This window comes from Microvirga aerophila (assembly GCF_003332305.1).
Classification (GTDB): Bacteria; Pseudomonadota; Alphaproteobacteria; order Rhizobiales; family Beijerinckiaceae; genus Microvirga; species Microvirga aerophila.
The window spans coordinates 42,093-55,034 of the sequence record NZ_QOIO01000037.1 but is presented as its reverse complement, the minus strand read 5'-3'; the positions used below and the strand labels follow the sequence as shown (position 1 = coordinate 55,034).

Below are 12,942 nucleotides of genomic sequence, written 5' to 3'. Positions count from 1 at the left end.
TGGGACGCCTCCCGACCGACTACAACCAGCCCAATGGAATCAGCGATCCCGATTCCACGCAACCGCTGCACGCTCTAATCCATTGCACAGGGACAATCCGTGCCATGCTAAAGCGCTTTTGATTTCAGTGTAGGGCATCTTGTGCGGTGATGGTGTCGAGGGCTGGTTTGAGCTCCGCCTCCAAGGCTTCAAGAGTGCGTGCGGCTTTGGCTTTGAGCCGCTCTTTCACCTTGGCCCAGGCCTGCTCGATCGGGTTGAACTCAGGTGAGTAGCGCGGCAGGTACAACAGCCCGATCCCGGCCTGCGCGAGAAGCTCACTGACTTCGGTTGCATGGTGCGGGCGCAGGTTGTCCATCACCAGGATCGCATCCGGCTTCACCTGCCGGAGCTTGGGCACCAGCACCTGCTCGAGATAAGCCAGCAGCACAGCGGTCGAGGTGGATGATGCCTCGATGCTCATGGTGGCCACCAGGCCGTCACAGGCCAGCGCCCCCACGACCGTCAGCCGCTGCCAGGAGCCGAGCGGGATACTTCCGTACGCCCGCTGCCCGCGCGGGGCTCGCGCACGGGTGCGCGCCATCTTGGTGGTGACGCCGCTCTCGTCCAGGAACACCAAGCGGTCTGCGGGGATGTCGCTCATCTGCTGGCGATAAGTCTCACGTTCGGCTCCAATCTCGGGTCGCTCCTGCTCGGCCGCCCGGAGGGTCTTTTTTTCGGACGCAGCTTGAGGCGCTTGAGCGCCTCACAGATCACCGCCAGACACACCGTCACGCCGGTGCGCTCGGCCAGGCGCTCACGGTACTCGCGCAGCAGCGCGTCATTGTCCTCGATCACGAGCTGACGCAGCACCTCCAGAGCTGCTACATCCAGACGCGAGGGCACGCCACCACTGTGCGGCTTCGGAGCACGCCGGCCCTCCTCACGCTCTTGGCGGCGCCAGTTCGACACGGTGGCAGGGCAGACTTGGAAGCGGTGGGCAATCTCGACCTGAGGAAGGTCGCCCCACGCGCAGGCAACCAGACCACGCTCACGCATATCAGGAGAATAGGGCTGGGGCATGGCTTGCCTCCCGGGCCATAGCCCCATCAACGCTCAGACCACCCGAATGGGTTTAAGCCCAGATCAAAAGCGCTTTAGCATCTGTATCGACGTGGCCTTGCCTGTGCAGACATTGATGACTTCCGCGGAAGCGGCTTGATGCCCCTGCAATCTTTTCATCGCGGCCCGGCACGCCTCAACCATATCCGCTACATAAACGAAGTCCCGAACCTGCTCGCCGCTTCCATGAACGGTAACCGGCGCCCCGTCGAGCGCGAGACGCATAAATACCGCGATGACCCCGGAATAGGGCGAGCTTGGGTCCTGGCGCTGACCGTAAACGTTGAAGAAGCGAAGGCCGAAGGAACGGAGGTTCCGGTTGCGCGCGCCGGCGGAGGCATGAAGCTCCATCGCGTACTTGTCCGCCCTATAGGCGGAAATCGGAAGTTTCGGATCGTCCTCACCAATAGGCGTTCGTTCAACGTCCCCATAAACCGCCGAGAATGAGGTGTACACAACAGGGATGTTCAGGCTGGCCGCCAACTCGAAGATGCCGATGGATGCCGACAGGTTGATGCTGTGCGAGTCGCGCCATTGCTGGGTACATTTCGGAACGGACGCGATGGCCGCGAGATGAAAAATCCCACCGCATCCTTCCGATACCTGTACCAAAAGATCTTGGTCTCGGATGTCCCCGACAATCAGTTCTGCGGCGTCTGTCAGGTTGCTGCGCTGGCCGGTCGAAAGATCATCGAGAACGACGACCTGAGAGCCGTCGGCGATGAGGGCATCCACCAAATGGGATCCAATGAACCCACAGCCTCCGGTGACAAGATAGCGCTGCGACACGGCACACCCCTGTAGGACGGCGATTATTGCTGCCTGAGCGCCAGCCGCACGAAGGCATGCAGTCCAAACCGTCAGAACTTTAAGCTAATGAGGGTAAAGAGTCTCACTCAGCTATGGCGATTGCATCTCCCGAGGTAGTTCGTCCAACCTCGACGCAAGCAAATCTGCGCCGGCATAGCGAACTGATACGATGAAAGATCAGATCGGGCTATTTGGCGGATCTGTTTTAGGCCCGGTACGGCGGCCTTTATGGGAGGCCTGAAGACTTCACGTGGCTTGGCTCGGGAGTGTTGGGTTGTCTTGCTCAGGCCGAACGGAGCAGGCGGCCGCCAGCACGGTCCTCCAGGATCATCGCTGCTCCCTTGTCGGCAATCATGAGGGTAGGGGAGTTGGTATTGCCGCTGGTAATCGTCGGCATGACCGATGCGTCAATGACGCGAAGTCCTTCCACGCCGCGCACACGCAGGCGCGAGTCCGTAACAGCCAGGGGATCGCCGTCGATTCCCATCTTAGCGGTGCCAACGGGATGGAAGATCGTCGTGCCGATGTCGCGTGCTCCTTGGAGCAATTCGTCGTCGGTTGTTAAGTCCGGCCCCGGTTTGTACTCTTGAGGGTGGTACTTTTGCAGCGACGGCATTGAAACGACGCGGCGAACCAAGCGCAAGGCGTCGACGGCGACCTGCTGGTCTTCCACGGTAGAGAGAGAATTGAGCCGGATGGTCGGCGGATCCGCGGGCTCGTTGCCCCGAAGCCTCACGCTACCGCGGCTGGAAGGACGTAGATTGCAGACACTGGCCGTGAAGGCCGGGAAGGGATGAGGATCCTCACCGAACTTGTCCAGGGACAACGGCTGGATATGGAACTGCAGATTAGGGGTCTCATACGCGGGCGAGGAGCGCGTGAAGGCGCCCAACTGCGACGGCGCCATCGTCAATGGCCCTCGACGGAAGAGAGCGTATTCCAGCGCCATATGGCCCCTTCTGACGAGGGATCGGTAAATTTCGTTGAGCGTTCTGACACCCTCAACCCGGTAAATCGGCCGAAGCTGCAGGTGATCCTGCAAGTTTTCCCCCACTCCAGGGAGGTGATGAACGACATCGATTCCATGCTGTTGCAACAGGGACCCGTCGCCGATGCCGGAAAGCTGCAGGAGCTGCGGCGACGCCACCGCGCCGGCGGAAAGCACGACTTCTTGATTTGCCAGGACGCGCCGCAATTGTCCGTGTTGCCGGAACTCGACACCGACGGCGCGTTTGCCCTCGAAGAGGATGCGTGTGGCGTGGGCGTGGGTTTCAACCTTGAGATTGGGGCGGGACAGCGCAGGTTTCAAAAACCCGCGAGCCGCAGACCAACGCCGGCCGTTCTTCTGATTGACGTGAAAGTAGGAAATGCCTTCGTTGCTTCCGGTATTGAAATCCTCGACACGGGGAATGCCTGCTTCGACCGCCGCCTCGATGAACGCATCCAGAAGCTCCCAGCGCACCCGTGGCGCTTCCACCCGCCATTCGCCTCCAGCGCCATGGTGCTCGCCTTCGCCCATATAGTGGTCAAGGTGCTTGCGGAAGATCGGCTTCACATCGTCCCAGCCCCAGCCTTCCAGGCCCATCTGACGCCAACGGTCATAGTCTTCCCGCTGGCCCCGCATGTAGATCATGGCGTTGATGGCTGAGCTGCCGCCAAGAACTTTTCCGCGCGGGTAGTTCAAAATCCGGTTGTTCAGGCCAGGCTCGCTTTCGGTCTTGAACATCCAGTCGGAACGGGGATTGCCGATGGCGAACAGATAGCCGACCGGAATGTGAAACCAGATCCAGTTATCCTTTCCGCCAGCTTCGAGAAGGCAGACGGAATTCCGGGGATCCTTCGAGAGCCTGTTGGCAAGAACACAGCCCGCCGAACCCCCACCGATAATCACGTAATCGAATGTATCGCTGGCTGACATGGATAAGCTCGACAGTATGAAAGCCTGGAGAAAGTATAACTGATTAGCCTCGTGCTAGGTGGATCTATTGAATCTGGTTTTGAAAAATTCCATGACCTCGCCGGCAATGCCGCGACGGAAGAGCAGCACGCAGACCACGAAGATGATGCCGATCAGGACCGTTACGGGAAAGTCGGACGCCGCGAGATAGTTTTGCAGCGCGAGCACAAGCCCTGCGCCAATGGCCGGGCCGACCAGAGTCCCGATGCCGCCGAGCAGGGTCATCAGGATAACCTCGCCGGACATTTGCCATTGCACGTCTGTCAGAGTGGCGAACTGGAATACGATCGCCTTTGTGCCCCCGGCAAGTCCGGCCAAGGCCGCCGACATCACGAACGCCCCGAGCTTGTACCGGTCGACCCGATAGCCCAGCGAGACCGCCCGCCGCTCGTTCTCACGAATGGCTTTGAGAATATTCCCGAAGGGAGAATTCACGATGCGCCAAATGGCGAAAAAGCCAAAAAGAAAAATGGCCAAGGTGACGTAGTACATCGCCAGCGGCTCGTTGAGGTCGATGAAGCCGAGGAGATGGCCGCGGGGAACGCCCTGGATCCCGTCCTCGCCGTGGGTGAACGGCACCTGCAGGCAGATGAAGGCGAACATCTGCCCAAGTGCAAGCGTGATCATGGCGAAGTAGATGCCCTGACGGCGAATGGCCAGGAAGCCGACCACGAAACCCAGGGCCGCGGCGCCGGCGGCGCCCAGTAGGATTCCGGAGAGCGGCTCCCAGCCCCACACCTTGACCGCATGCGCTGTGAAATAGGCTGCTCCTCCGAAGAAAGTGGCGTGGCCGAAGGACAGAAGGCCTACATAGCCGATGAGCAAGTTGAACGCGCAGGCAAAGAGCGCAAAGCAAAGAACGCTCATCAGGAAGATCGGATAAACCACGAAGGGAGCCACCAGAAGCGCCGCAATGGCGATTGCGCCAAGTACCGTCGTGGTCGCGCGGAGCTTGGGCTGTGCGGAAAGGTACTGCGTCTCGACAGTCATGATGTCATTCCTCGCGGCCGAAGAGGCCTGCCGGCCGGATGAGCAGAACGATGGCCATGATCACGAAGATCACAATGCTGGAGGCTTCAGGATAGAACACTTTGGTGAGACCCTCGAGCACACCGAGCATGTATCCGGTCACGATGGCTCCGAGGATCGAGCCCATGCCGCCCACCACCACCACGGCAAAGACGATGATGATGAGGTTGGAGCCCATCAGCGGGCTCACCTGATAGATGGGAGCGGCCAGAACGCCGGCCACGGCCGCCAGCGCCGCTCCCAGCCCATACGTGAGCGTCAGGAGCCTTGGCACGTTGACGCCGAAGGCCTGGACCAGCGTAGCGTTTTCTGTGGCGGCCCGCAGATACGCGCCCAGCCGCGTCTTCTCGATGAGAAGCCACGTGCTGAGGCAGATGATCAAGGACGCGACCACGACCCAGCCTCGATAGATGGGCATGAACATGAAGCCGAGATTGACAGCGCCGGTCAGCTGCGACGGGGGCGAATAGGGCTGTCCAGCGGCTCCGAACCAGTAGCGGAATACGCCTTCCAGGATCAGTGCGAGCCCGAAGGTCAGGAGAAGCCCGTAAAGCGGGTCCAGGTTGTAAAGCCTGCTCAACATCGTGCGTTCGATCACGACAGCGGTAACGCCGACGATCAGGGGCGCCAGAATGAGAGAGGGCCAATACCCGATCCCCGCATAGCCGAGGAGCAGGTACGCGGCGAACGCGCCGAGCATGTACTGCGCGCCGTGAGCGAAGTTGATCACACGCAAAAGACCGAAGATCACCGCGAGGCCGAGGCTCAGGAGAGCGTAAAAAGACCCGTTGATGAGGCCGATCAGGAGCTGGCCGTAAAACGCCGGAGCTGGAATGCCGAAAATGGTGCTCATGTTGCCTCAGACTCCAAGCACTTCGTGGAGTTGGTCCATGTTGGCGTCAAGTTGGTGGCCCGGGAAGGAGTTCACCATGCGCCCATCCTCCATGAGGTAGAAGCGGTCGGCCACCTTGCGGGCAAAGCGGAAGTTCTGCTCGACGAGCAGGATGGTCATTCCGCGCTTCTTCAACGCCACCAGCACATCGCCGATTCGTTGCACGATGACCGGAGCAAGCCCTTCCGTAGGTTCGTCGAGAAGCAGGACCGTCGCGCCCGTCCGTAGGATGCGAGCGATCGCCAGCATCTGCTGCTCGCCGCCGGACAGCTTGGTGCCCTGGCTGGTGCGCCGTTCATGGAGGTTAGGGAAGAGCTGGTAGATTTCCTCCACGCTCATGCCGTTTTCCGCGACCTTCGGCGGAAGCATGAGGTTCTCGGCGACGCTGAGGCTCGCGAAGATGCCGCGCTCCTCGGGCACGTATCCAAGACCCGTCTGCGCAACCCGATGGAGCGGCAGTCCCAGGAGGTCCTGTCCTCGCAGGCGAAGAACACCCTCGCGGCGGCGCAGGATCCCCATGATGGCGCGTAGGGTCGTGGTCTTTCCGGCCCCATTGCGTCCGAGCAACGTGACGGTCTCGCCTTCCTGGATGTCGAGATCGACGCCGTGGAGAACGTGACTTTCGCCGTACCAGGCGTTGAGCCCGCGAACTTCGAGGAGGGGCGTGTTACTCATGCTCGGTCCCCATATAGGCTTCACGCACGCGCGGATCGGCGCTGACGGCATCATAGGAGCCGTCGGCCAGGATTTCGCCGCGAGCCAGAACCGTGACCCTGTCGCAGAGATCGGAAACGACGTTGAGGTTGTGCTCGACCATCAGCACCGTGCGGTTCTGGGCGATGCGGCGGATCAGGTCCGAGATGCGGCCGATATCCTCATGGCCCATCCCCGCCATAGGCTCGTCGAGGAGCAGCATCGCAGGGTCGAGGGCCAGGGTCGTGGCAATCTCAAGGGCACGCTTGCGCCCATAAGACAACTCGACGGCCGGCAGATGCGCATAGGCGCGCAAGCCCACAGCTTCGATGAGCTCCATGGCGCGATCATCGAGGCCCGAGAGCGCCGAGAGAGGACGCCAGAACTGCGTTGCGAGGTTTGATGGACGCTGCAGGGCGATGCGGACGTTGTCGAGCACCGTCAGATGGGGAAAAACTGCGGAAATCTGGAACGAGCGCACGAGACCCAAGCGGGCGACCTCGGCCGGCTTCATGGCCGTGATGTCGGCCCCACGGTAGACAATCTGGCCACGCGTCGGGGTGAGAAACTTCGTCAGGAGGTTAAAGACGGTCGTCTTGCCGGCTCCATTAGGGCCGATCAAGGCATGGATCGTGCCCTCGTCCACGGAGAGGGTCACATTCTTCACGGCCACGAAACCGCGAAACTCCATGGTGAGGCCGGTGGCGCTCAGAATAGGCTGGGTACTGGCCATCATACGGCTGCTGATCTCGCGTCTTGAACGAGCGGTGGCAGTCGAGGATTTTTGTCCTTGACTGCTGGATGCATAGAATTGCGCAACGGGGCGGCGTTAGCCGCCCCGTTGCCAACAGCGTCAGAACTTACTGCGTCAGCTGGCAGCCGCTTTCCGCAGCCTTGAGGTAAGCGGTGTCGCCCGGAACCTTGGAGAGCTGCTTGTACATGTCCCATTCGCTCTTGCTCTCTTCGGGCTTCTTCACCTGGAAGAGATACATGTCGTAGACCATGCGGCCGTTGGGCAGCACCTTGCCGTTCTTGGCGAACACGTCCTCGACGGGCATTTCATGCAGGAGCTTGGCAACCGGCTCCGTTGCGTCCGTTCCGGCTTTCTGGACGGCCTTGAGGTATTGCGTGACGGCCGAATAGGTGCCGGTATGGATCATGTTCGGCATACGGCCGGTCTTCTCCATGAACTTCTTGGCGAAGGCGCGATTCTCGTCGCTCTGATCCCAATACCAACCCTCGGTCAGCGTCAGACCCTGAGCGGCCTTGAGGCCCAGACCCTTGACCTCGGCCAAGGTGAAGAGAAGAGCCGCGAGGCGGGTGCCGCCTTGGGTCACGCCGAATTCCGCAGCCTGCTTGATGGCGTTCGCGGTATCGAGGCCCGCATTGGCCATACCGATCACGTTGGCGCCGGAGCTTTGGGCTTGGAGCAGGAACGACGAGAAGTCGTTGGCGCTCAAGGGGTGCCGGACGGAGCCAAGCACCTGTCCGCCCTTCGACTTCACGAACTTCGACGTCTCGTTCTCAAGAGAGTAGCCGAAGGCGTAATCCGCCGTCAGGAAGAACCACTTGTTGCCGCCGTTCTCCACCAATGCGCCGCCGGTGCCGACCGCGAGGGCATGGGTGTCGTAGGCCCAATGGAAGCCGTAGGGAGAGCACTGCTTGCCGGTGAGGTCGGTCGTGGCCGCACCGGTGGTCATGGTGATCTTTTTCTTCTCCTTAGAGAGGCCCTGAACGGCGAGCGCGACGGACGAGGTCGTCAGCTCCATGATGGCGTCGACCTTTTCGGTGTCGTACCACTGCCGGGCAACGCTCGAAGCCACATCAGGCTTGTTCTGGTGGTCGGCATTCACGATTTCGACCGGAACGCCCAGCACCTTGCCGCCGAAGTCCTGAACCGCCATGCGGGCGGCTTCCACGGAGGACTTGCCGCCGAAATCCGCATAGACGCCGGATTGGTCGTTCAGGATCCCGATCTTGACCACGTTGTCGGAGGCTTGCTGCGCGTAGGCGGATGGCGCCAGAACGGTGCAGCTCAAGGCAAAGAGTACCTTCTTGAGAACTCGCATGAATTCCTTCCCTTCTGTTTGTCGAGGCTTGGATGTGCCTGCTTATGGGCGCATGGTTAAACCATGAAAGGCGACGGTCAAGGAAAGTAGCTGGACTTTTCAGCTCAGCAATGCGGAATCGCTTCATCCTTAAGTCGCAGTCGTGCTTCTAAAGCTAGGCGCTGTCTAATAATTGATCAGTTCCGCACGGTCGGCAGGCTGGGCCTGGAGCGCTTCAAACGACCGATGAACGGCAGGCGGCCCTTGCCGTTAGAGCAGCCCTGGCTGGCGCTCCTAGCGGTTCACACCGCGTCCATGGAGGTTTATATCGCGTCCATGCCTATCTCTTGAACTTATAGGAGCCGTCGGATGACCATTCACCAGAAGCCTGCCGGGCGTCGCACCCTGGACCTGAAGGACCCCTCCCTGCTGGTCGCGAAAGCCTATGTGGCGGGCGAATGGATCGATGCCCAAGACGGCAGGACGATCCCGGTCACCGATCCGTTCGATGGGGCGCTGATCGCGGAGGTTCCGGATCTCGGTCCCGACATGGCGCGTCGGGCCATCGACAAGGCCCACGAGGTCCAGAAGGAATGGGCGGCCCGCACGGCCAAGGAGCGCAGTCAGGTTCTCAAGCGCTGGTACGACCTCATCATCGAGAACGCCGATGATCTGGCCCTCATCCTCACCACCGAGCAGGGCAAGCCGCTGGCCGAGGCCAAGGGCGAGGTGATTTCCAACGCGGCCTACATCGAGTGGTTCGCCGAGGAAGCCAAGCGCATCAACGGGGACATCATTCCCCAGGCCCGCGGCGACCAGCGCATCGTGGTGTTGAAGCAGCCGGTGGGCGTATGCGCGGCCGTTACTCCGTGGAACTTCCCCAATGGGATGATCACCCGCAAGGCCGGCCCAGCGCTCGCCGCCGGCTGCGCCATCGTGCTCAAGCCGGCAGCCCAGACGCCTCTCTCGGCATTTGCGCTGGCCGTTCTGGCGGAACGGGCCGGCGTCCCGAAGGGAGCCTTCTCGGTCATCACCGGTGACGCCCAGCCCATCGGCAAGGAGTTCTGCCACAACCCGAAGGTGGCCAAGATCACCTTCACGGGCTCGACCAATGTGGGCCGCTGGCTCATGCGGGAAGCGGGCGACAGCATCAAGCGCCTGTCGCTGGAACTCGGCGGCAATGCGCCGTTCATTGTGTTCGACGACGCCGATCTCGATGCGGCGGTCGAAGGGGCGATGATGTCCAAGTTCCGCAATGCGGGCCAGACCTGCGTGTGCGCGAACCGCATCTACGTCCAGGACGGCGTGGTGGATGCGTTTGTCGAGAAGCTCACGGCCAAGGCCAGGGAACTCAGGCTTGGGCGCGGCACGGAAACCGGCGTCGCCATGGGGCCCCTGATCGACGATCGCGCCGTGGCCAAGATGGAAGAGCATGTGGCCGATGCGCTGGAAAAGGGCGGCAAGCTCGTTCTGGGCGGCAAGCGCTCGGATCTGGGCGGCACGTTCTTTGAGCCCACCGTCATGACGGGGGTGACGCAGGCGATGAAGGTCGCCAAGGAAGAGACCTTTGCGCCACTTGCTCCCATCATCCGCTTCAAGGACGAGGCCGAGGTAATCGCCATGGCGAACGACTCCGAGTTCGGACTGGCGTCGTACTTCTACGCCAAGGACATGGCGCGGGTCTGGCGGGTGGCGGAAGCGCTGGAGAGCGGCATGGTCGGCGTGAACACCGGACTGCTCGCCAACGAAATGGCGCCATTCGGCGGTGTCAAGCAGTCGGGTCTCGGTCGCGAAGGTTCGAAGTACGGCATCGAGGGCTTCCTCGAGCTGAAGTACATCTGTCTCGGCGGGGTGTAGGTGAGATCCGCCTCCGCGGCTTCTCTGTCTCCCACGGCCCGACAGCCGTTGTGGTTGATTATGATTGCCCCTGACGGCCAACGGCCGTCAGGGGCCCGATCCTTATGCGGCAAGAGGTGTGCGCGCCGCTAGACTCGCGCCGGAGAACGTTGGCTCGTCGCCTTCAGCAGAATAGAGGCCAATTCAGCAAAACCCTCTCCGGAATGCCCATGCGTGATGTAAGTGGGCTTGTTCTTCAACCGATGCGCCAAGGCGTGAACGTTGGCGACGCCCACGCTCAGGGGAAAGGCCGCGAACATGGGCTCGTCGTTCGGCGAGTCGCCAGCATAGATGACTTGTTCCCGCGCCGTGTCCCAATCGATCTTGAAAACATCCGACAGCAATGTCTTCGCCATGCTCAGCTTGTCATAGGCGCCGAACCAGCCATTGACGTGGATCGAGCTGACTTTGGCTTGCGCGCCGGCGCGCTCGAAGATGCTGACGATCCGGTCGACTTCCGCTTCAGGAAGAGCCGGGACATCCTCGCAAAAATCAATGGCAAGATCGGCGATGCGATAAGATTGATCGCTTGCTAACGCGGAGCCCTGCACGCTGGCCAAAACCTCGCGTTCGATGTCGTTCAGCTTCTGACGGTTCAGCCGCAGCTCTTCGGGCGTTGCCCAGAAATGCTGGTGCATTCGTTTGTTTTCACGATCGTAGCGAAAATAGAAGGCTCCGTTCTCCCCGACGACAGCGTCCACCGGCCACATGCGGGCAATGTGATCGCACCAGCCAGCCGGCCTGCCTGTCACGGGAACGACGATGAAGCCTGCACGATGCAGGGCCTCGAGCGACGCATAGGCCGAGGCCGTCAGCATTCCATCTGTCGTGATAGTGTCATCGATGTCCGTGAGAACGACCCGAACGGAGAGCGCTTGCTCGGCGGCGAGCTGGGACAACGGTTTCATGATCTCGTTCCGGTCGTGACTTGATATGCGCGGCGTGAACAGATTTGCTGCATGAGAAGGCGATTCCATCAAGGTGTTTTACGGCTGCATGGCAATGCGCGAACGCTTTTCGCTACATCAAGCACAGCCCGCTAAGAATTCCAAGCGGTCCGCAGGTGGCGCCACATAGTCATCCTCCACATGGAAGGTTGACGTCATTTCGCACAGGCATGCGAAATCGCGGAAGTTGGAACAAACCTTGGCCATACGCATTCCTAAACCATCCGAAGTCATTGTTCAGGAGAACAGAATGCGTCGAATTTCGCTTGTTGTTGCCGCTATGACGGCCTTGATGGTTCCAGCCCTGGCACAGACCTCTCCGGCAGGCACGGCGGCCCCGAAATTTGTGGACGTGCCTCAGGATGCGATTCTGGCGGAACGCCTGGAAGGTTTGGATATCCGCAACTCCAGCAACGAGAATGTCGGCGAAATCGAAGACGTCGTCATCAGCCAGGGCCGCGTTGTGGGATATGTCCTTTCCGTCGGAGGTTTCCTCGGAATGGGCGATCGTTATGTGGTTGTCGATCCGAGCGCTGTTGCCGTGTCCTACAACACGAACGACAATAAGTGGACCGCGACGATGAACGCCACCAAGGATCAGCTGAAGGCTGCTCCGGAGTTCAAGTTCGAAGGCAAGTGGAAGGACGACTGACCTATCGCGTCAGACGTTCGCAAGTCTGTCGATCAGACCCTCCCCGGCACGTCGCCTGGGAGGGTTTTTCTTATAGCATTCACATCATATATCGGAGCCGAAATCGGACATCAGCTCTCCGGGCAATAGGATCGTGACGGTGGTCCCCGATCCCTCCCGGCTTTCGATGTGCAGGCTTCCGCCATGAACGGAAAGGATGTGTCTCGCCAAGCTCAGTCCTGGTCCTGTGCCGGCCATATGGCGCGCATTCCGCCCGCGGAAGAACGGTTCCATGAGATAGGCGATATCCCCTTCCGGCACGCCTATGCCTTCATCCCTGATTTTGATGATGATATTGCCGTTCTGATGGCAGCCTGTAACACCGATGGGCTGATGAGCCTGCGAATATTTCGTCGCGTTAGACAGGATGATGACGAAAGCCTGCTCAAGAAGAACCGGGTCGCCGACGAACAGGTCGGGGATGCCCTGAAGGTCGATGTTGAATGGCCTATCCGGCTCCTGTCTGCGATGATCATGACACACACGACGCAGGAACGTCTCAAGGTTGAAGAGATTGAAATTCGGCGAAATGGCTCCGGCGTTGATCCGCGTGTAGGACATGATCGTTTCGATCAGTTCCTGAAGCCTCAGGCTTGCCCGCCAGCTCTTTTCCGACCGCTCCTGGATGTCATCCGTGCTGAGGCGACTCGTTCTCCGCATGAGGCCTTGGGCGAGGGACGAAATCGTCGAGAGCGGCGTCGTCAGTTGATGCGCCAGGAGAGCCATGCGGTCTAATTGCCGGTTCACGTCACGCTGAGCCTCACGGCCCGCAAGACCCTCCTCGGCCTTCAGGTACTTTTTGGATGATTTTGTAGGCTGCGACACGACAAACTCGGCTTTATCACAAGATTATAACATATCTAAGGCAGTGACACGAGTTG

General features: G+C 60.5%; 13 protein-coding genes. 2 read left to right on the top strand and 11 right to left on the bottom strand.

Annotated features, from left to right (window positions below):
• Positions 1–124 precede the first annotated feature (124 nt).
• The 9 genes from DRB19_RS19130 to DRB19_RS19090 all read right to left on the bottom strand — a co-directional run bounded on the left by DRB19_RS19130 (position 125) and on the right by DRB19_RS19090 (position 8,548).
• Positions 125–640 carry an IS630 family transposase gene (locus tag DRB19_RS19130; RefSeq protein ID WP_147023587.1) on the bottom strand — a complete coding sequence of 172 codons (516 nt, stop codon included), beginning with the start codon at positions 638–640 and terminating at the stop codon, positions 125–127.
• Positions 637–1,059: a helix-turn-helix domain-containing protein gene (locus DRB19_RS19125; protein WP_114187627.1), complete on the bottom strand. Its 423-nt coding sequence runs from the start codon at positions 1,057–1,059 to the stop codon at positions 637–639. Before DRB19_RS19125 ends, DRB19_RS19130 begins: the two co-directional genes overlap by 4 nt.
• 63 nt (positions 1,060–1,122) lie before the next feature.
• Positions 1,123–1,887 carry an NAD-dependent epimerase/dehydratase family protein gene (locus tag DRB19_RS19120; RefSeq protein WP_162815754.1) on the bottom strand — a complete coding sequence of 255 codons (765 nt, stop codon included), beginning with the start codon at positions 1,885–1,887 and terminating at the stop codon, positions 1,123–1,125.
• 304 nt (positions 1,888–2,191) lie between these two features.
• Positions 2,192–3,826 carry a GMC family oxidoreductase gene (locus tag DRB19_RS19115; protein ID WP_114187625.1) on the bottom strand — a complete coding sequence of 545 codons (1,635 nt, stop codon included), beginning with the start codon at positions 3,824–3,826 and terminating at the stop codon, positions 2,192–2,194.
• 54 nt (positions 3,827–3,880) lie between these two features.
• The gene (locus DRB19_RS19110) at positions 3,881–4,855 is read right to left on the bottom strand and encodes a branched-chain amino acid ABC transporter permease (protein ID WP_114187624.1); all 975 of its coding nucleotides are present in this window, start codon (positions 4,853–4,855) and stop codon (positions 3,881–3,883) included.
• Positions 4,856–4,859: 4 nt separating this feature from the next.
• Positions 4,860–5,747 carry a branched-chain amino acid ABC transporter permease gene (locus tag DRB19_RS19105; protein ID WP_114187623.1) on the bottom strand — a complete coding sequence of 296 codons (888 nt, stop codon included), beginning with the start codon at positions 5,745–5,747 and terminating at the stop codon, positions 4,860–4,862.
• A gap of 6 nt (positions 5,748–5,753) precedes the next feature.
• Positions 5,754–6,461, bottom strand: a complete 708-nt coding sequence (locus DRB19_RS19100; protein ID WP_114187622.1) for an ABC transporter ATP-binding protein — start codon at positions 6,459–6,461, stop codon at positions 5,754–5,756.
• Positions 6,454–7,212, bottom strand: coding sequence for an ABC transporter ATP-binding protein (locus tag DRB19_RS19095; protein ID WP_114187632.1), 759 nt, complete (start codon positions 7,210–7,212; stop codon positions 6,454–6,456). The genes DRB19_RS19100 and DRB19_RS19095 overlap by 8 nt, the downstream gene beginning before the upstream one ends.
• Before the next feature lie 127 nt (positions 7,213–7,339).
• Positions 7,340–8,548, bottom strand: a complete 1,209-nt coding sequence (locus DRB19_RS19090) for an ABC transporter substrate-binding protein (RefSeq protein ID WP_174799973.1) — start codon at positions 8,546–8,548, stop codon at positions 7,340–7,342.
• Between the two features lie 348 nt (positions 8,549–8,896).
• Here DRB19_RS19090 and DRB19_RS19085 point away from each other — a divergent pair, with 348 nt between their 5' ends.
• Positions 8,897–10,384, top strand: coding sequence for an NAD-dependent succinate-semialdehyde dehydrogenase (locus DRB19_RS19085; protein ID WP_114187621.1), 1,488 nt, complete (start codon positions 8,897–8,899; stop codon positions 10,382–10,384).
• A 128-nt stretch (positions 10,385–10,512) separates the two neighbouring features.
• On the opposite strand, the gene DRB19_RS19080 is transcribed toward DRB19_RS19085, so the two are convergent.
• The gene (locus tag DRB19_RS19080; protein WP_114187630.1) at positions 10,513–11,331 is read right to left on the bottom strand and encodes an HAD family hydrolase; all 819 of its coding nucleotides are present in this window, start codon (positions 11,329–11,331) and stop codon (positions 10,513–10,515) included.
• Positions 11,332–11,620: 289 nt separating this feature from the next.
• Here DRB19_RS19080 and DRB19_RS19075 point away from each other — a divergent pair, with 289 nt between their 5' ends.
• On the top strand, positions 11,621–12,022 hold the full coding sequence (locus tag DRB19_RS19075) for a PRC-barrel domain-containing protein (RefSeq protein ID WP_114187620.1): 402 nt from the start codon (positions 11,621–11,623) through the stop codon (positions 12,020–12,022).
• An 84-nt stretch (positions 12,023–12,106) separates the two neighbouring features.
• On the opposite strand, the gene DRB19_RS19070 is transcribed toward DRB19_RS19075, so the two are convergent.
• Positions 12,107–12,886 (bottom strand): sensor histidine kinase, encoded by a 780-nt coding sequence (locus tag DRB19_RS19070; RefSeq protein WP_147021854.1) that lies wholly within the window; start codon positions 12,884–12,886, stop codon positions 12,107–12,109.
• Between the last annotated feature and the right edge of the window lie 56 nt (positions 12,887–12,942).